Source organism: Serratia marcescens subsp. marcescens ATCC 13880 (genome assembly GCF_017299535.1).
Lineage (GTDB): Bacteria > Pseudomonadota > Gammaproteobacteria > Enterobacterales > Enterobacteriaceae > Serratia > Serratia marcescens.
Genome location: NZ_CP071238.1, coordinates 931,343 through 949,874 on the forward strand (window position 1 = coordinate 931,343; position 18,532 = coordinate 949,874).

Here is an 18,532-nt window from a genome sequence, read left to right on the forward strand (position 1 = left end):
CGATGTGTGAACTGCTCGGGATGAGCGCAAACGTACCGACCGATATCTGCTTCAGCTTTACCGGCCTGGTACAGCGCGGCGGCCGCACCGGGCCGCATAAGGATGGCTGGGGCATTACCTTCTATGAAGGGAACGGCTGCCGCACATTCAAGGATCCGCAGCCGAGCTTCAACTCGCCGATCGCCCGCCTGGTGCAGGACTACCCGATCAAGTCTTGCGCGGTGGTGTCCCATATTCGCCAGGCCAACCGCGGCGAAGTGGCGTTGGAAAACACCCATCCGTTCACCCGCGAACTGTGGGGCCGCAACTGGACCTACGCGCACAACGGCCAATTGAAAGGCTATCGTCAGTTGGATACCGGCACGTTCCGCCCGGTCGGCCAGACTGACAGCGAATATGCCTTCTGCTGGCTGTTGCACCAGCTGGCGCTGAAATATCCGCGCACCCCGAGCCAGTGGCCGGCGGTATTCCGCTACATTGGCCTGTTGGCGAGCCAACTGCGCAAGAAAGGGGTATTCAATATGCTGTTGTCGGACGGGCGCTTCGTGATGGCGTATTGCTCCACCAACCTGTATTGGATTACGCGCCGCGCGCCGTTCGGCAAGGCGACGCTGCTTGATCAGGACGTGGAGATTGATTTTCAGCAACAGACCACACCGAACGATGTGGTCACGGTGATCGCCACCCAACCGCTGACCGCCAACGAAACCTGGCACAAGATTGAGCCAGGCGAGTTCGCGTTATTTCACTTCGGTGAGCGGCTTGTTCTGAGCGAAGGGGTTGGTGTTGGGCGTCGGGCTGGCTGACGCGTACTGCGTCATCATGCCGCCGCTGCTCATCAGCGGTTGACCCAAGACGTACTGGCCATTGACCACGCCCATTGTCGGCGGTTGGCGGTTCTTCGCGAAGTAATCATAGCCCGGCTTCAGCTGGCGCCAGAAGGCGATATAGCTGGATGACGCATGGCGTTTCAGGTTCTGTTCGGTCATGCGGAACGGGTAGATGCTGATGTCGACGCGGCTTTGGCCATAGGCGAAGGCGGCTTCGACGTAGCGATAGATCTCATCCATATAGGTGTTGGTCATCGCGTAACAGCCGATCGATTTACATTCGCCGTGGATCATCAGATAAGCGCCGGAATAGCCCTGCGACTTATCGTAATCGTTAGGGAAACCGATATTGATCGCCCGATAATACTTGCTGTCGGGTTTCAGATGGCGCGCGTCAACGCTATAAAAGCCTTCAGGACTTTTAAAGTCGCCTTCACGACGTTTAGGACCCAGCCCGCCGGAGAAATTACAGATCGGGAACGTGTTGACCAGGCGGAATTCATTGCCCATTCTGGCATACAATTCCAGCTTGCGTTCCTCTTTGAAGATCTGAATATAGACCGGCGAACCCAATAATTGCTGTTTAACTACCGGCGCTTCGGGTACCTGCTCGCTGGCGCTGCAGGCCGTGATCATCGGCATAGAAACAAGCATCGCAAACAACAGCGCGATTTTGCTCATTATAATTCCTGCTTATATTTATCTGCCGGCGTAATCAACCTGGCCAGCATGCCACTGATTATTGTTTTTACTGCTGCAAAACACCGCCAGATTACCAGCGCGTTTATTTTTAGCAATACGTGATATGTATAAAAAAACGACAAAGCTCGATAAAAGTGAAATGACCGGCAGATTTTAACGATAAGTAGTGAAAAACAGGCGAAATTTAATTGCGTTTGCTTGACCCAAGTCACGACGGAACGCAGAACAATGTTGCGAACAATGTTAATATTCTCTCTTCAATTTAACGCGCGGTGGCGATTGAAACGGCGGAGGTTATGGCATATAACCCGGCCGTTTCGGTGGTTATTTGGCTACAGGCCGTTAACACATCGATTGTCACGCAAATAACGGAGAGGGGGGAATCAAGGGAATGCGCGTTACCCCATATATTCACTGCGAGAAAGTTCATGTTGGGCGTGCCGTCGTGCGCACTGCCCGGCAATCCTGGCATCGTCCGCACCCGCCTCTGGGGCCGGGCAGACGTGTAAACCAAACTACATCGTATAAATCCTATGATTAAGATTAGAAAAGGGTTAGATCTGCCGATAGCCGGGGTTCCGGTTCAGGCGATCCAAGATGGCCCGAACATTCAGCATGTCGCCCTGCTTGGGGAAGAGTATGTCGGAATGCGCCCCTCCATGCTGGTGCAGGAAGGCGATACCGTTAAGAAAGGCCAGGCGTTGTTCGAAGATAAGAAAAACCCCGGGGTTTTCTTCACGGCACCCGCCAGCGGCCGCATCGCCGCGATTAACCGCGGCGAGCGGCGCGTATTGCAATCGGTGGTGATTGCGCTGGAAAACGGCGGCGACGATCAGCTTGAGTTTGCGCACTATCCGCTGGGTGAACTGAGCCAGCTGCCGCGTGAACAGGTCGAAAGCGAACTGATCGCCAGCGGCTTGTGGACCGCGCTGCGCACCCGTCCGTTCAGCAAAACGCCGAGCCCCGGCAGCGAGCCGCGCGCCATTTTCGTCACCGCGATGGATACCCAGCCGTTGGCCGCCGACCCGCAGGTGATCATCGCCGAACAGCAGGCGGCGTTTAACGCCGGGCTGGTGGTGTTGGCGCGCCTGACGGCGGGCAAGGTACACGTATGCCACGCCGCCGGCGCCTCGGTTGGGCAGCAAAGCGGCTCGCAGATCGCCTACAGCGAATTCGCCGGCCCGCATCCCGCCGGGCTGGCGGGCACCCACATTCATTTCCTTGAACCGGTCAGCCTGAAGAAAATCGTTTGGCACATCGGTTACCAGGATGTCATCGCCATCGGCACGCTGTTCACCACCGGCAAGCTCGATACCCGCCGTGTGGTGGCGCTGGCCGGGCCGCAGGTGGCGCAGCCGGCGCTGCTGCGCACCCGCCTGGGGGCCAGCCTCGATGAGCTGACCGCCGGCCGCCTGAAAGGCGGCGAGAATCGGGTGATCTCCGGTTCGGTGCTGAACGGCATGCACGCCGCCGGGCCGAACGCCTGGCTCGGCCGCTTCCACTCGCAGGTGTCGGTGTTGGAGGAAGGGCGCGACAAAGAGCTGTTCGGTTGGATCGTGCCCTCACCGAACAAATTCTCCATTACCCGCACCACGCTGGGCCACTTCCTGAAGAACAAACTGTTCGCTTTCTCAACCACCACTAACGGCGGCGAGCGCGCCATGGTGCCGATCGGCAACTATGAGCGGGTGATGCCGCTGGATATTTTGCCGACGCTGCTGCTGCGCGATTTGCTGGCGGGCGACAGCGACAGCGCGCAAGCGCTGGGCTGCCTGGAACTGGATGAGGAAGATCTGGCGCTGTGCACCTTCGTTTGCCCCGGCAAGTATGAGTACGCGCCGGTGCTGCGCGAGGTGCTGACCAAGATTGAGCAGGAAGGATAACCGATGGGCCTGAAGAATTATTTCGAGAAGATAGAGCATCACTTCACGCCGGGCGGCAAACTGGAAAAGTGGTACCCGCTGTATGAAGCGACCACCACGGTGTTTTACACCCCCGGCACGGTGACGCGCGGCGCTTCGCACGTGCGCGACGCCATCGATTTGAAACGCATGATGATCCTGGTGTGGCTGGCGGTGTTCCCGGCGATGTTCTGGGGCATGTACAACGTCGGCCAGCAGGCAATCCCGGCGCTGCACCATCTGTACAGCGGCGACGCGCTGCAACAGGTGCTGGCGGGCGACTGGCATTATCGCCTGGCGCAGTGGCTCGGCGCCTCGCTGGCGGCCGACGCCGGCTGGGTCAGCAAGATGGTGCTGGGCGCCTGTTACTTCCTGCCGATCTACGCCGTGGTATTCGTAGTCGGCGGCTTCTGGGAAGTGCTGTTCGCCATTATCCGCAAGCATGAGGTCAACGAAGGCTTCTTCGTCACGTCCATCCTGTTCGCGCTGATCGTGCCGCCGACCCTGCCGCTGTGGCAGGCCGCGCTGGGCATCACCTTCGGCGTGGTGGTGGCCAAAGAGATCTTCGGCGGCACCGGGCGCAACTTCCTCAACCCGGCGCTGGCCGGCCGCGCCTTCCTGTTCTTCGCCTATCCGGCGCAGATCTCCGGCGATTTGGTGTGGACCTCCGCGGACGGTTTCTCCGGCGCGACGCCGCTGGCGCAGTGGAGCGCGGGCGGGGCGCACAGCCTGAGCAACGTGGCCACCGGCCAGTCCATCAGCTGGCTGGACGCTTTCCTCGGCAACATTCCCGGCTCGATCGGTGAGGTGTCCACGCTGATGATCCTGATCGGCGGGGCGATTATCCTGTTCGGCCGCGTGGCCTCCTGGCGCATCGTCGCCGGCGTAATGCTCGGCATGGTGGCTTCCGCCCTGTTGTTCAACGCCATCGGTTCGGACACCAACCCGATGTTCGCCATGCCGTGGTACTGGCATCTGGTGCTGGGCGGCTTCGCTTTCGGCATGATCTTTATGGCGACCGACCCGGTTTCCGCCTCCTTCACCAATAAGGGGAAATGGTGGTACGGCATTCTGATTGGCGTGATGTGCGTGCTGATTAGGGTAGTCAACCCCGCCTATCCGGAAGGCATGATGCTGGCGATCCTGTTCGCCAACCTGTTCGCACCGCTGTTCGATTACCTGGTGGTGCAGGCCAACATCAAGCGGAGAAAAGCCCGTGGCGAATGAAGCGAAAAACGACGGCATCGGTAAAACGCTGCTGGTAGTGCTGCTGCTGTGTCTGGTGTGTTCAGTGGTGGTGGCGGGCTCCGCCGTCGGCCTGAAGTCCAAACAGCAGGAGCAAAAGCTGCTCGACAAGCAGCGCAATATTCTCGACGTAGCCGGCCTGTTGCAGCCGAAAATGGAGAGCGAGCAGGTCAAGCGCCTGTACAGCGAGCGCATCGAACCGCGCCTGGTGGATCTGAACAGCGGCGAGTTTGTCGCCGGCAAGGCGGCGGCGTTCGATCTGGGCGCCGCGCTGCGCGACGACGCCAAAAGCGTGGCGCTGGCGGCGGGCGACGATCCGGCCGGCATCAAGCGCCGCAGCAACCAGGCGGAAATCTACCTGGTGCGCGATGAAAGCGGCCAGGTGAACAAGATTGTGCTGCCGGTATACGGCACCGGTCTGTGGTCGATGATGTACGCCTTCGTGGCGCTGGATAATGACGGCAACACGGTCAAGGGCATCACCTACTACGACCAGGGGGAAACCCCGGGGCTGGGCGGGGAGGTCGAGAACCCGTCCTGGCGCCAGCAGTGGGTCGGCAAACAGCTGTTCGACGACAATGGCCAGCCGGCGATCCGCGTGGTGAAAGGCGGCGCGCGTCAGGGGGATGTGCATGGTGTGGACGGCCTGTCCGGCGCCACGCTGACCTCCAACGGCGTACAGCATACGTTTGATTTCTGGTTGGGCGAGCACGGCTTCGGCCCGTTCCTGAAAAAAGTTCGTGAAGGAGCGCTGAAAAATGGCTGATTCCAAAGAGATAAAGCGGGTCCTGCTGGGGCCGCTGTTCGACAATAACCCGATCGCCCTGCAGGTGCTGGGCGTCTGTTCGGCGCTGGCGGTGACCACCAAGCTGGAGACGGCGGTGGTGATGACCATTGCGGTGACGCTGGTGACCGCGTTCTCCAGCTTCTTCATCTCGCTGATCCGTCACCATATTCCCAACAGCGTGCGCATCATCGTGCAGATGGCGATCATCGCCTCGCTGGTGATCGTGGTCGATCAGCTGCTGCGCGCTTATGCGTTCGAGATCTCCAAGCAGCTGTCGGTGTTCGTCGGCCTGATCATCACCAACTGTATCGTGATGGGGCGCGCCGAGGCCTACGCCATGAAGTCGCCGCCGATCGAGAGCTTTATGGACGGCATCGGCAACGGGCTGGGCTACGGGGTGATCCTGGTGCTGGTCGGTTTCCTGCGCGAGCTGATCGGCTCCGGCAAGCTGTTCGGCGTGCCGGTGCTGGAAACGGTGCAGAACGGCGGCTGGTATCAGCCGAACGGCCTGTTCCTGCTGGCGCCGAGCGCGTTCTTCATCATCGGCCTGCTGATCTGGGTGCTGCGCACCCTGAAGCCGGCGCAGATCGAAAAGGAGTAAAGGCCGATGGAACACTATATCAGCCTGTTTGTGCGCGCGGTGTTCGTTGAGAACATGGCGCTGGCGTTCTTCCTCGGGATGTGTACCTTCCTGGCGGTGTCGAAGAAGGTCTCGACCGCCTTTGGCCTGGGCATCGCGGTGACCATCGTGCTCGGCATTTCGGTGCCGGTGAACAACCTGGTCTACAACCTGATCCTGCGCGACGGCGCGCTGGTGGAAGGCGTCGATCTGAGCTTCCTCAACTTCATCACCTTCATCGGCGTGATTGCGGCGCTGGTGCAGATTCTGGAGATGATCCTCGATCGTTTCTTCCCGTCGCTGTATAACGCGCTCGGCATCTTCCTGCCGCTCATCACCGTGAACTGCGCCATCTTCGGCGGCGTGTCCTTCATGGTGCAGCGCGACTACAACTTCGCTGAATCGGTGGTGTACGGCTTTGGTTCCGGCACCGGCTGGATGCTGGCGATCGTCGCCATGGCGGGGATCCGCGAAAAACTCAAGTATGCCAACGTGCCGGCAGGGCTGCGCGGCCTGGGCATTACCTTTATCACCACCGGACTGATGGCGCTGGGCTTCATGTCCTTCTCCGGTGTTCAGTTGTAAAGGCGGGAAGAATTTATGGAAATTATTTTAGGCGTAGCAATGTTCACCGCCATCGTGATGGTGCTGGTGTTGCTGATCCTGTTTGCCAAGTCGAAGCTGGTGAATACCGGCGACATTGCGGTGGAAATCAACGGCGATCTGGATAAGAGCTTCCATGCGCCGGCGGGCGACAAGCTGCTCAACGTGCTCTCCAGCCAGGGGATTTTCGTCTCCTCGGCCTGTGGCGGCGGCGGTTCCTGCGGCCAGTGCCGGGTGGTGATCAAAGAGGGCGGCGGCGATATCCTGCCGACCGAGCTCTCGCACATCAACAAGCGCGAAGCGAAAGAGGGTTGTCGCCTGGCGTGCCAGGTGAACGTGAAGCAGAACCTGAAGATCGAACTGCCGGAAGAGATCTTCGGCGTGAAGAAATGGGAGTGCGAGGTTATCTCCAACGATAACAAAGCCACCTTTATCAAAGAGCTGAAGCTGAAGATCCCCGATGGCGAAGACGTGCCGTTCCGCGCGGGCGGCTTCATCCAGATCGAAGCGCCGGCGCACGACATCAGCTACGCCGACTTCGACGTGCCGCAGGAGTATCGCGGCGACTGGGACAAGTTCAACCTGTTCCGCTACCGCTCGACGGTGAACGACACCACGGTGCGCGCCTACTCGATGGCCAACTACCCGGAAGAAAAGGGCATCATCATGCTCAACGTGCGTATCGCCACGCCGCCGCCGAACAATCCGGACGTGCCGCCGGGCATCATGTCTTCCTATATCTGGTCGCTGAAGCCGGGCGACAAGGTGACCATCTCCGGGCCGTTCGGCGAGTTCTTCGCCAAGGACACCGACGCCGAAATGATCTTCATCGGCGGCGGCGCAGGCATGGCGCCGATGCGCTCGCACATCTTCGATCAGCTCAAGCGTCTGAACTCGAAGCGCAAGATCACTTTCTGGTACGGCGCGCGTTCGCTGCGCGAGATGTTCTATGAAGACGATTTCAACCAGCTGCAGGCGGAGAACGAAAACTTCACCTGGCACGTGGCGCTGTCGGATCCGCAGCCGGAAGATAACTGGACCGGCTACACCGGCTTTATCCATAATGTTCTGCTGGAGAACTACCTGAAGAACCACCCGGCGCCGGAAGACTGCGAGTTTTACATGTGCGGGCCGCCGATGATGAACGCCGCGGTGATCAAGATGCTCAAAGATCTGGGCGTCGAAGACGAAAACATCATGCTGGATGACTTTGGTGGCTAAATTGCGCGCATTGGCGACGAAGAACTGGCTGGCGGGCGTGGCGCTGAGCGCCACCCTGCTGCTGACCGGCTGCGGGCCGGAACAGGTGGACCTGACGGGTAAAACCATGGGCACCTCGTATTCGATCCGTTACGTGGCCGGCGACAATACGCCGTCGGCGCGCGAGATGCAGGCGGAGATCGACAAACGGCTGGAGCAGGTGAACGATCAGATGTCCACCTACCGGCCGGATTCCGAGCTCAGCCGCTTCAACGCCAGCCGCGACATTGACCGGCCGTTCCCGGTTTCGCCGGCCACCGCCAAAGTGGTGCGCGAAGCGCTGCGCATCAATCGCGTCACCGATGGCGCGCTGGACGTGACCGTCGGGCCGCTGGTCAACCTGTGGGGCTTCGGCCCGGAAGGGCGGCCGGATAAGGTGCCGAGCGAGGCGGAGCTGGCGCACCGCCGCGCCTGGACCGGCGCCGATAAACTGGCGGTGCAGGGCAGCGCGCTGGTGAAAAGCATCCCCGAGCTGTATGTCGACCTGTCTTCGATCGCCAAAGGATACGGCGTGGACGTGGTGGCGGAGTATCTGCAATCGCAACACGTGAAAGACTACATGGTGGATATCGGCGGTGAAGTTCGCACCCGCGGGCGCAACGGCGAGCAAAAGCCGTGGCGCATCGCCATCGAGCGCCCGACCACCGGCGCGCAGCAGCAGGCGCAGCTGGTGATCCAACCGGGGGAGATGTCGATCGCCACCTCGGGTGACTATCGCAACTACTTCGAGCAGGACGGGGTGCGCTATTCGCACACCATCGATCCGATCACCGGGCGCCCGATCCATCATCGGCTGGTGTCGATCACCGTGCTGAGCCCGACCTGCATGACCGCCGACGGCCTGTCCACCGGCCTGAACGTGATGGGGCCGGAGCGCGGCATGGCGCTGGCCAACCTGCTCGGCATTCCGGTGTTCATGATCGTGAAAACCGCCGACGGGTTTGAGGAGCGTTATTCAGACGCGTTCAAGCCCTATCTGAAAAAGCGTTCGTGAGGTTGCTATGTTGACGGTATTCGCCGCTACTTTCGTGTTGTTCCTGCTGATCGTCGGCGGCATGTCGCTGGGCTATGTGTTCAAACGCAAAAGCCTGCAGGGCAGCTGCGGCGGCATCACCGCGCTGGGCATGGAGAAAGTCTGCGACTGCCCGGAGCCGTGCGATGCGCGCAAAAAGCGCGAAGCCAAAGCGGCGCAGCGGCGCGAGCAGTTGGAAAAGCACCGTATTCTGTAGCGAAGTGAAAACCCGGCCCTGGCCGGGTTTTTTTATTTCGCCTTGCGGAAACTTTTCGCCTCGGCCGGCGAGTTGACCATCACGCCGTCGGCGCCCAGCGCCAGCGCCTGCTGATACGCCTGCAGCGTGTTGACGCCGAACAGAATGATGTGCGCCGGGCCCTGCGAGCGGAAACAATCCATCGACTCTTTATCCCAGGTCAGAAACGCCTTCGACCGCCCTTCGCCGAGGGTGTACTTCTCCACCACTTCCACCTCGCGCTTCAGCTCCAGCCCGTACCAGCGCGGCTGCCGGTTGTCCGGTTTGACATCGCACTGGTGCGCCATGGTGACGTTGGCCAGCAGCGTGCGGGTTTCGTCGCGGCTTTCGAAGCGCGGGACGGCCGGCGGCAGCGCCTGCAGGTATTTGGCGTCGGTAGAGTAGACGCGGGTGCGATTCAGGCTGTCGGTGCTTTCCAGCGTCGCCAGCAGCGCCTGGCCAAACTGCGCCGGATCGGCATCCGGGGATTTGATGTCCAGATAGAAAGTCACGCGCGGAAAGGCCTTCAACACCTCATCCAGCCGCGGAATGCCGATACCCTGGCCGCGGAACGGATGCGCATCGCCTTTGGCGAACGCCCAACCGGCGTCGGTCTTGGCCAGCTGCGCGGCGGTATAGGCAGAAACCGGACCCTGCCGATTGGTCAGCGCCTTCAGATCCGAGGGGCGATACAGCACGATGACGCCGTCTTTGGATGCTTGCAGGGTGATCCAGATGGCGTCGGCGCCGTTTTTCAGCGCGGTTTCGATGGCGATGCGAGTGTTTTCCGGCGCATCGGCGGTGCCGCCGCGATGGGCGACGATCGCCGGCGCATGACCGGCGGCGGCGCTGGCCGCCAGCGCGCTCAGCGACAGCGCGGAAGCCAGCAGCAAATGAGAAAATCTGATCATGTAGGGTACCTTGTCGTTATCGTTGTGGTGAGCCGCACGGGATGGCGGAAATCATACTATTGAAAAATTAAGCTTTTTTAACAACGCGGAAATATCTGTCAGAAACGCCGCTTTCCTCGAAGCCTGCGGCCTTGAGCTTTTGGTACCTGGCTGTATACTTATACAGTATTGTTGGAGGGTGCGATGCGTAAAATCATTCATGTCGATATGGACTGCTTCTTCGCGGCAGTGGAGATGCGCGACGATCCCAGCCTGCGCGATATCCCGCTGGCGATTGGCGGTAGCGCCGATCGCCGCGGGGTGATCAGCACCGCCAACTACCCGGCGCGGCGCTACGGCGTGCATAGCGCCATGTCCACGGCGATGGCGCTCAAACTGTGCCCGCATCTCACCCTGCTGCCGGGGCGCATGGCGGCCTACAAAGAAGCTTCGCAGCACATCCGTGAAATCTTTGCCCGCTATACCCCGTTGATCGAGCCGCTTTCGCTCGACGAGGCCTACCTCGACGTGACCGACAGCCCGCAATGCAACGGTTCGGCGACGCTGATCGCCCAGGAAATCCGTCAGGCGATCGCCGACGAGCTGAACCTCACCGCGTCGGCCGGCATCGCGCCAATCAAGTTTCTCGCTAAAATCGCCTCCGAGATGAACAAGCCGAACGGGCAATACGTGATCACGCCGGCGCAGGTGCCGGCGTTTTTGCAGCAGCTGCCGCTCAGCAAGATCCCCGGCGTCGGCAAGGTGACCGCCAAGCGGCTGGAGGAAGTGGGGCTTATCACCTGCGCCGACGTGCAGCAATACGATTTGGCGCAGTTGCTCAAGCGCTTCGGCAAGTTCGGCCGGGTGCTGTGGGAGCGCTGTCAGGGCATCGATCGGCGCGAAATCTCTCCTGAGCGGCTGCGCAAATCGGTGGGGGTGGAGCGCACGCTGGCGGAGGATATTCACGACTGGGAAGACTGCGAAACGCTGATTATCGACAAACTCTATCCCGAGCTGGAGATGCGGCTGCGCAAGGTGAAGCCGGATCTGCACATCGCCCGGCAGGGCGTGAAGCTGAAGTTTCAGGATTTTCAGCAAACCACCCAGGAGCACGTGTTCCCGGTGCTGAACCGGCAGGATTTGCTGGCGGTGGCGCGGCAGGCGTGGCGCGAGCGGCGCGAGGGGCGCGGCGTGCGGCTGGTGGGGCTGCATGTGACGCTGCTCGATCCGCAGCTGGAGCGGCAGCTGGCGCTGCCTTGGGAATAAAAAAGCCGGCGAGTCGCCGGCTTTTTGCGTTAAGCGCGCAGATTACGCGCGCTCAGGGATCGCTTTCAGCAGCGAGGTCAGCAGCTTCCAGTACAGGCCGACGCTTTCGATATGCACTTGCTCATCCGGCGAGTGCGGGCCGGTGATGGTTGGCCCGATCGATACCATGTCCATGTTTGGATACGGCTTTTTGAACAGACCGCATTCCAGGCCGGCGTGGATCACCATGATGTTCGGCGTCTTGTTGAACAGATCCTGATACAGCTCGCGCACCAGGTGCATCACCGGCGAGTCGGCGTCCGGCTGCCAGCCCGGGTAACCGCCCTTCGGCGCCACCTTGGCGCCGGCCAGCTGGCCCAGCGCGGTCAGCATCTCGACCACGTAATCTTTGCCGCTGTCGATCAGAGAGCGGATCAGGCAGATGATTTCCGCTTCATTTTCGCTGGTGGTGACCACGCCGACGTTCAGCGAGGTTTCCACTACGCCTTTGACCGCGTCGCTCATGCGGATCACGCCGTTCGGCGTGCCGTTCAGCAGCGCCAGGAAGCGTTGCTGGCTGTCGGCGCTCAGCGCCTGCGAAGCGCTGGTGGCCGGCTCCAGCAGCACGGTGATGTTCTTCTCTTTGGCGGAGAGTTCGTTCTGCAGCACGGCCAGGAACTCCTGGCTCAGCGCTTTCAGCGCGTCGGCCTTGTCCGCCGGCACCGCTACCACCGCGGAGGCTTCACGTGGGATGGCGTTGCGCAGGGTGCCGCCGTTCAGGTCCAGCACGCGCAGGTTCAGCGCCGCCGCATGGGCGAACAGGAAGCGCGCCAGCAGTTTGTTGGCGTTGCCCAGCCCGACGTGGATCTCGGCGCCGGAATGGCCGCCTTTCAGGCCCTTGAGGGTCAGCTTCAGGGTTTGGTAACCGGCCGGCACCGCTTCGCGCTGCAGCGGCAGGGTGGTGATGAAGTCGATACCGCCGGCGCAACCCATGTAGATTTCGCCTTCTTCTTCGGAATCGGTATTGATCAGGATGTCCGCCTGCAGCCAGTTCGGCTGCAGCCCGAAGGCGCCGTCCATGCCGGCTTCTTCGGTCATGGTCAGCAGCACTTCCAGCGGGCCGTGCTCAACGCTGTCGTCGGCCAGCACCGCCAGGGCGGAGGCCATGCCGATGCCGTTGTCGGCGCCCAGCGTGGTGCCGCGCGCTTTCACCCACTCGCCGGCGATATAAGGCTGGATCGGATCCTTGGCGAAGTCGTGCACGGTGTCGTTATTCTTTTGCGGCACCATGTCCAGGTGCGCCTGCAACGCGACCGGCTTGCGGTTTTCCATGCCTTTGGTGGCCGGCTTGCGCAGCAGGATATTGCCGACCTGATCGCGCTCGGCGTGCAGGTTCTTTTCTTTGGCCCAGGTGAGGATGTGCTGCGCCAGCGCTTCTTCATGATAAGAAGGGTGCGGGATAGAACAGATCTTGGCGAAAATATCCCACAGCGGCTGTGGCGAAAGCTGAGACAATTCAGACACTATAAGTCTCCTGTGACGGCAGGCTCCGACAGGACGGGCGTGCCGCGCGGTTAAGGTGAGCGGGTATCTGTGCGTCGTGGCACGATCGTCAGAGAATATCACTTTATTTCCGGCGGTGCGCCCCCCGTATTGTGCGGTTTAAGCGCTTGATCACACGGCTTTGCGGCGGGAACGCTCGCTTTTTCAGCATCAATCACCGAAAAGCCGCCCGGCGGAAATCGCGAGGTTTTCCTCGGTACAGCTGGAATTCAACGCGGCCAGTCTCTATAATCTCGCGCAACCTTTTTTCCCCTGAACTATAAAGTAAGCCGCTTCACCAACCGGCTGGGACACGATTCTATGAGCGAAAAATACGTTGTTACCTGGGATATGCTGCAAATACATGCACGCAAGCTGGCGCACCGCCTGCTGCCTGCCGACAAATGGACCGGCATCATTGCCGTCAGCCGCGGCGGCCTGGTGCCGGCGGGCCTGCTGGCGCGCGAGCTGGGCATCCGCTATGTGGATACCGTCTGCATTTCCAGCTATGACCATGACAACCAACGCGAAATGAAAGTGCTCAAGCGCGCCGAAGGCGACGGTGAAGGCTTCATCGTGGTGGACGATCTGGTGGATACCGGCGGCACCGCGAAAGCGATCCGCGACATGTACCCGAAAGCGCATTTCGTCACCATCTTCGCCAAGCCGGCGGGCCGTCCGCTGGTGGACGACTACGTGATCGACATCCCGCAGGACACCTGGATTGAGCAGCCGTGGGACATGGGCGTCAGCTTCGTTCCCCCTATCGGCGGTCGCTAAGCCCAGCCAGTTCCAAGTCAACGCCCGGTTATGCCGGGCGTTTGTTTAATGATAAACGTGATGGCGTTGTCAGGCTTACCGAAGGCAAGATATAAAAAATCAGGAAAATCAATTTATTGATTTTCGGCCGTTGACCACAAAGGAGGAAAAACCACGCTTTTTCCTCCTTTGTCAGCCACCTGACGCTCGGTTATGCCGGGCGTTTGCGTTATCTTGGTTTATCCCGCCAGAGTTAGGTACACTACCTCCAGTTAAGTAGGCCTGTTGCGGCCTATCGCCAGATTTACGGAGGCTGTTGTTACCATGGCACAGGCCAACCTTTCTGAAATTCTTTTCAAGCCCAAATTCAAACACCCTGAAACCTCGACGCTGGTGCTGCGCGCGCGCAACAAAGTGAGCGCCGCCATGCATTCCGCGTTGGAAGGCGACACCACCGGCAGCTGGTATCGCATGCTGAACCCGCTGCTGTGGGCCTGGCGCGGCGTCAGCCCGATCGAAATCCACGAAGTGTTGGCGCGCATCGCCGCCTCGGACGCCGAGCGCAGCAACCCGCAGCGGCTGGATACCGTGGTGGGCTACCGCAACGGCAACTGGATCTACGAGTGGATCCATCAGGGCATGCAGTGGCAGCAGCGGGCGACGGAGCAGCAGGATCCGCTGCTCGGCGGCGAGTACTGGCTGAAGGCCGCGAGCCTGTACAGCATCGCCGGCTACCCGCATCTGAAGGGCGACGAGCTGGCTGAACAGGCGGAGATGCTCGCCAACCGCGCTTATGAAGAGGCGGCGCTGCTGTTGCCGTATCAGCTGAAAGAGCTGGAGTTCCGCATCGAAGGCGGCGGTTGCGTCACCGGTTTCCTGCACATGCCCGAGAAGGGCGAGGCGCCGTTCCCTACGGTGCTGATGTGCGGCAGTCTCGATACGCTGCAGACCGACTATCACCGTCTGTTCCGCGACTACCTGGCGCCGCACGGCATCGCCATGCTGACGCTCGACATGCCGTCGATCGGCTCCTCCTGCAAGTGGAAGCTGACGCAGGACTCCAGCTACCTGCACCAGCAGGTGCTGATCCAGCTGGCCTCGGTGCCGTGGGTGGATCATCAGCGGGTGAGCGCTTTCGGCTTCCGTTTCGGCGCCAACGTGGCGGTGCGCTTGGCCTATCTGGAGCCGCAGCGGCTGCGCGGCGTGGCCTGCCTGGGGCCGGTGGTGCATCGCCTGCTGTGCGACAGCAGCACCCAGTTGAATGTGCCGGACATGTATATGGACGTGCTGGCCAGCCGCATGGGCATGGCCAATGCCTCCGACAATGTGCTGAAGGTGGAGCTGAACAGCTACTCGCTGAAAATGCAGGGGTTGCTGGGGCGCCGTTGCCCGACGCCGATGATCTCCGGCTACTGGGAGCGCGATACGCTCAGCCCGAAAGAAGAGTCGCAGCTGATCGTCACCTCCTCGGTGAGCGGCAAGCTGGTCGCCATCCCGCGCACCCCGGTTTACGACAGCTTCCACCGGGCGTTGCTGCAGATGTCCGGTTGGCTGAGGGACAAAATGCGTTAATTAGTTGCTAAATTTTAACAGTTTGTTAAAAAGAGTGGTCTACATTGAGGAGGTTAGAGAATGACGTTACCGAGTGGTCACCCTAAAAGCCGACTAATGAAACGTTTTGCCAGCTTGGGGCCGTACCTGCGTGAAGGGCAATGTGAAAACGACCGTTTTTTCTTTGATTGTTTGGCCGTCTGCGTCAATGTAAAGCCCGCTCCGGAGAAGCGTGAGTTCTGGGGCTGGTGGATGGAGCTGCAGGCGGAAGAGGCGCGCTTCACCTATTCGTACCAATTCGGCCTGTTCGACAAGGAAGGCGACTGGACGGCGCAAAACATTAAGGATGATGAAGTGAACGCCAAGCTGGAAGACACCCTGCGCGACTTCCATCGCCGCCTCGGCGAGCTGTTGGCGACCATGGAGCTGGGGCTGGAACCCGCCGACGATTTCAAAGAAAAACTGATCAAACTCTCCGCCTGACCCCGTTTGACCACGTATTGTGCTGATTTCGCGTTGTGCCTGTTGGCATAACGCGTCTCTCCTGTTACAAAGACCTTTGCACTCTTCTTCTCATCATTACACACGGCAGAAATACTATGAACGGCAGCCAGACATTGGTTGTGAAATTGGGCACCAGCGTGTTGACCGGCGGATCGCTGCGTCTTAACCGCGCCCACATCGTCGAATTGGTGCGCCAGTGCGCGCAGCAACACGCCGCGGGCCACCGCATCGTCATCGTCACCTCCGGCGCCATCGCCGCCGGGCGCGAACACCTGGGTTACCCCGAGCTGCCCGCCACCATCGCCTCCAAGCAGCTGCTGGCGGCGGTGGGGCAGAGCCGGCTGATCCAGCTGTGGGAACAGCTGTTCTCCATTTACGGCATTCACGTCGGGCAGATGCTGCTGACGCGCGCCGATCTGGAAGACCGCGAGCGCTTCCTCAATGCGCGCGACACTATGACGGCGCTGCTGGACAACCGCATCGTGCCGGTAATCAATGAGAACGACGCCGTCGCCACCGCCGAAATCAAGGTGGGCGACAACGATAACCTGTCGGCGCTGGCGGCCATTCTGGCCGGGGCCGACAAACTGCTGCTGCTGACCGATCAGCAGGGCCTCTACACCGCCGATCCGCGCAACAACCCGCAGGCCGAACTGATCCGTGAAGTGCACGGCATCGACGACGCGCTGCGCGCCATCGCCGGCGACAGCGTCTCCGGCCTGGGCACCGGCGGCATGGGTACCAAGCTGCAGGCGGCCGACGTGGCCTGCCGCGCCGGCATCGATGTGGTGATCGCCGCGGGCAGCAAGCCGGGCGTGGTGGCGGACGTGATCGAAGGCAAACCGGTGGGCACCCGTTTCCACGCGCTGGAAACCCCGCTGGAAAATCGCAAGCGCTGGATCTTCGGCGCGCCGCCGGCCGGTGAGATCACCGTCGACGACGGCGCGGTGGAAGCGATGATGGCGCGCGGCAGCTCGCTGTTGCCGAAGGGCATCCGCGAAGTGAAGGGCGATTTCTCGCGCGGCGAAGTGATCCGCATCCGCAACCTGGCGGGGCGCGATCTGGCGCACGGCGTCAGCCGCTATAACAGCGATGCGATGCGCATGATCGCCGGGCACCACTCGCAGGAAATCAGCGAGATCCTCGGTTACGAATACGGTCCGGTGGCAGTGCACCGCGACGATATGATTGTCAGTTAAGGAGTGAGCATGCTGGAGCAGATGGGGAAGGCCGCCAAGCAGGCCTCCTGGCAGCTGGCGGTGCTTAGCACGGCGAAGAAGAATCAGGTGCTGTCGGTGATGGCCGACAGGCTGGAAGCCAACAGTGAGGCGATCCTGCTGGCGAACGAACAAGACATGGCGCAGGCGCGCGCCACCGGCATGAGCGAAGCGCTGCTCGATCGCCTGCTGCTGACCCCGGCGCGGTTGGCGGCGATCGCCAACGACGTGCGCCAGGTATGCCGCCTGAACGATCCGGTCGGCCACGTGCTGGACGGCAACCTGCTGGACAGCGGGCTGAAGCTGGAGCGCCGCCGGGTGCCGCTCGGCGTGATCGGCGTGATTTACGAGGCGCGGCCGAACGTCACCATCGACGTCGCCAGCCTGTGCCTGAAAACCGGCAACGCAGTGATCCTGCGCGGCGGTAAAGAGACGCACAATACCAACCAGGCGACGGTGAAAGTGATCCAGCAGGCGCTGGAACAGTGCGGCCTGCCGGCGGCGGCGGTGCAGGCGATCGACAGCCCGGATCGCGCGCTGGTGAACGAACTGCTGCGTCTGGATCGCTACGTTGACATGCTGATCCCGCGCGGCGGCGCCGGCCTGCACAAGCTGTGCCGCGAGCAATCGACCATTCCGGTGATCACCGGCGGCATCGGCGTGTGCCACACCTACGTGGATGCCGACGTCGATTTCGACAAGGCGCTGACGGTCATTGAAAACGCCAAGATCCAGCGCCCGAGCGCCTGTAACTCGCTGGAAACGCTGCTGGTGAACCGCAGCATCGCCGCCGAGTTCCTGCCTGCGCTGAGCGCCAAAATGGCGGCGGCCGGCGTGACGCTGCACGCGGCGGAAAACGCGCTGCCGCTGCTGCAGGGCGGCCCGGCGACGGTGGTGCCGGTGAACGCGGAGGATTACGACGACGAATGGCTGTCTCTGGATCTGAACGTGTTGCTGGTGGACGATATCGATCAGGCCATCGACCACATCCGCACCCACGGCACCAACCACTCCGACGCGATCCTCACCCGTTCGCTGAGCAGCGCCGAGCACTTCGTGCGCGCGGTGGACTCCTCGGCGGTGTACGTTAACGCCAGCACTCGCTTCACCGACGGCGGCCAGTTCGGCCTGGGCGCAGAAGTGGCGGTGAGCACCCAGAAACTGCACGCCCGCGGCCCGATGGGCCTGGACGCGCTGACCACCTACAAGTGGATCGGCTACGGCGACGATCTGGTGCGCAGCTAAGGCCGCATTGCGGTCATAAAGACGTCAGGGCGCAGCGGGCTGCGCCCTGATTTTTTTGTGAAGGGGGCAACGCGCGGCAGTCTGGCTGCTTGCAAAACAACCAAACGCCCCGGTGGCTATTGACTCATTTCGTGCACGGGTCTACCTTGTTCAACGCACTTCCGGCTTGCCCCGCAGGTCCGGCTCGATGCCGATATAGCTCAGTTGGTAGAGCAGCGCATTCGTAATGCGAAGGTCGTAGGTTCGACTCCTATTATCGGCACCACCTCCTCTTCCTGTGACGTCCGTGATTATCCAGAAATATATTAAATAACAATGTATTGATTGGATTTTATGTCCGTGATTGTCCGGCGCTGTCCTGTGGAATCCAATATCATGTGTGTGT

The 18,532-nt window shown here is 61.0% G+C and carries 18 protein-coding genes and 1 tRNA gene; 16 read left to right on the plus strand and 3 right to left on the minus strand.

Annotation, left to right across the window (positions count from 1 at the left end; all coding sequences use genetic code 11):
* The first annotated feature begins 2 nt into the window (after positions 1-2).
* A complete protein-coding gene (locus J0F90_RS04320) occupies positions 3-806 on the plus strand; it encodes a class II glutamine amidotransferase (RefSeq protein WP_004930222.1) in 804 nt (267 codons plus the stop codon).
* Here J0F90_RS04320 and dpaA read toward each other — a convergent pair.
* On the minus strand, positions 741-1,511 hold the full coding sequence (gene dpaA / locus J0F90_RS04325) for a peptidoglycan meso-diaminopimelic acid protein amidase (protein WP_004930225.1): 771 nt from the start codon (positions 1,509-1,511) through the stop codon (positions 741-743). The genes J0F90_RS04320 and dpaA overlap by 66 nt on opposite strands.
* Positions 1,512-2,065: 554 nt before the next feature.
* Between dpaA and J0F90_RS04330 the strand changes: the two genes are divergently transcribed.
* Genes J0F90_RS04330 through nqrM form a run of 8 tightly spaced genes read left to right on the plus strand, consistent with a single transcriptional unit; the run spans position 2,066 to position 9,176 of the window.
* On the plus strand, positions 2,066-3,415 hold the full coding sequence (locus tag J0F90_RS04330; RefSeq protein ID WP_028128252.1) for a Na(+)-translocating NADH-quinone reductase subunit A: 1,350 nt from the start codon (positions 2,066-2,068) through the stop codon (positions 3,413-3,415).
* Between the two features lie 3 nt (positions 3,416-3,418).
* Positions 3,419-4,660, plus strand: a complete 1,242-nt coding sequence (locus J0F90_RS04335) for an NADH:ubiquinone reductase (Na(+)-transporting) subunit B (protein ID WP_016928991.1) — start codon at positions 3,419-3,421, stop codon at positions 4,658-4,660.
* Positions 4,650-5,444, plus strand: coding sequence for a Na(+)-translocating NADH-quinone reductase subunit C (locus tag J0F90_RS04340; RefSeq protein ID WP_015376731.1), 795 nt, complete (start codon positions 4,650-4,652; stop codon positions 5,442-5,444). Before J0F90_RS04335 ends, J0F90_RS04340 begins: the two co-directional genes overlap by 11 nt.
* Positions 5,437-6,066, plus strand: coding sequence for an NADH:ubiquinone reductase (Na(+)-transporting) subunit D (locus J0F90_RS04345; RefSeq protein ID WP_004930232.1), 630 nt, complete (start codon positions 5,437-5,439; stop codon positions 6,064-6,066). Before J0F90_RS04340 ends, J0F90_RS04345 begins: the two co-directional genes overlap by 8 nt.
* A 6-nt stretch (positions 6,067-6,072) precedes the next feature.
* A complete protein-coding gene (gene nqrE / locus J0F90_RS04350; protein ID WP_004930235.1) occupies positions 6,073-6,669 on the plus strand; it encodes an NADH:ubiquinone reductase (Na(+)-transporting) subunit E in 597 nt (198 codons plus the stop codon).
* 15 nt (positions 6,670-6,684) lie between these two features.
* Complete coding sequence (gene nqrF, locus J0F90_RS04355) at positions 6,685-7,908, plus strand: NADH:ubiquinone reductase (Na(+)-transporting) subunit F (RefSeq protein ID WP_033634097.1); 1,224 nt, start codon at positions 6,685-6,687, stop codon at positions 7,906-7,908.
* Positions 7,892-8,941, plus strand: a complete 1,050-nt coding sequence (locus tag J0F90_RS04360) for an FAD:protein FMN transferase (protein ID WP_033641307.1) — start codon at positions 7,892-7,894, stop codon at positions 8,939-8,941. Before nqrF ends, J0F90_RS04360 begins: the two co-directional genes overlap by 17 nt.
* Before the next feature lie 7 nt (positions 8,942-8,948).
* Positions 8,949-9,176, plus strand: a complete 228-nt coding sequence (nqrM, locus tag J0F90_RS04365) for a (Na+)-NQR maturation NqrM (protein ID WP_016928987.1) — start codon at positions 8,949-8,951, stop codon at positions 9,174-9,176.
* 32 nt (positions 9,177-9,208) lie between these two features.
* Here the strand turns inward: nqrM and J0F90_RS04370 are convergent, their stop codons facing one another.
* The gene (locus J0F90_RS04370; RefSeq protein ID WP_033641308.1) at positions 9,209-10,105 is read right to left on the minus strand and encodes a glycerophosphodiester phosphodiesterase family protein; all 897 of its coding nucleotides are present in this window, start codon (positions 10,103-10,105) and stop codon (positions 9,209-9,211) included.
* 183 nt (positions 10,106-10,288) lie between these two features.
* Between J0F90_RS04370 and dinB the strand changes: the two genes are divergently transcribed.
* Positions 10,289-11,350, plus strand: a complete 1,062-nt coding sequence (gene dinB, locus J0F90_RS04375; RefSeq protein ID WP_033641309.1) for a DNA polymerase IV — start codon at positions 10,289-10,291, stop codon at positions 11,348-11,350.
* Between the two features lie 42 nt (positions 11,351-11,392).
* Here the strand turns inward: dinB and pepD are convergent, their stop codons facing one another.
* Complete coding sequence (gene pepD, locus J0F90_RS04380) at positions 11,393-12,853, minus strand: beta-Ala-His dipeptidase (protein WP_033641310.1); 1,461 nt, start codon at positions 12,851-12,853, stop codon at positions 11,393-11,395.
* Positions 12,854-13,192: 339 nt separating this feature from the next.
* Here pepD and gpt point away from each other — a divergent pair, with 339 nt between their 5' ends.
* The 6 genes from gpt (at position 13,193) to J0F90_RS04410 (ending at position 18,412) form a co-directional block, all read left to right on the plus strand.
* On the plus strand, positions 13,193-13,651 hold the full coding sequence (gpt, locus tag J0F90_RS04385; protein ID WP_004930253.1) for a xanthine phosphoribosyltransferase: 459 nt from the start codon (positions 13,193-13,195) through the stop codon (positions 13,649-13,651).
* A 303-nt stretch (positions 13,652-13,954) separates the two neighbouring features.
* A complete protein-coding gene (gene frsA, locus J0F90_RS04390) occupies positions 13,955-15,202 on the plus strand; it encodes an esterase FrsA (protein ID WP_016928979.1) in 1,248 nt (415 codons plus the stop codon).
* A 60-nt stretch (positions 15,203-15,262) separates the two neighbouring features.
* A complete protein-coding gene (crl, locus tag J0F90_RS04395; protein WP_004930258.1) occupies positions 15,263-15,664 on the plus strand; it encodes a sigma factor-binding protein Crl in 402 nt (133 codons plus the stop codon).
* A gap of 116 nt (positions 15,665-15,780) precedes the next feature.
* Positions 15,781-16,884, plus strand: coding sequence for a glutamate 5-kinase (proB, locus tag J0F90_RS04400; protein WP_015376738.1), 1,104 nt, complete (start codon positions 15,781-15,783; stop codon positions 16,882-16,884).
* Positions 16,885-16,893: 9 nt separating this feature from the next.
* A complete protein-coding gene (gene proA, locus J0F90_RS04405; protein WP_015376739.1) occupies positions 16,894-18,147 on the plus strand; it encodes a glutamate-5-semialdehyde dehydrogenase in 1,254 nt (417 codons plus the stop codon).
* Between the two features lie 189 nt (positions 18,148-18,336).
* Positions 18,337-18,412: transfer RNA gene (locus J0F90_RS04410), tRNA-Thr, on the plus strand.
* Positions 18,413-18,532 lie beyond the last annotated feature (120 nt).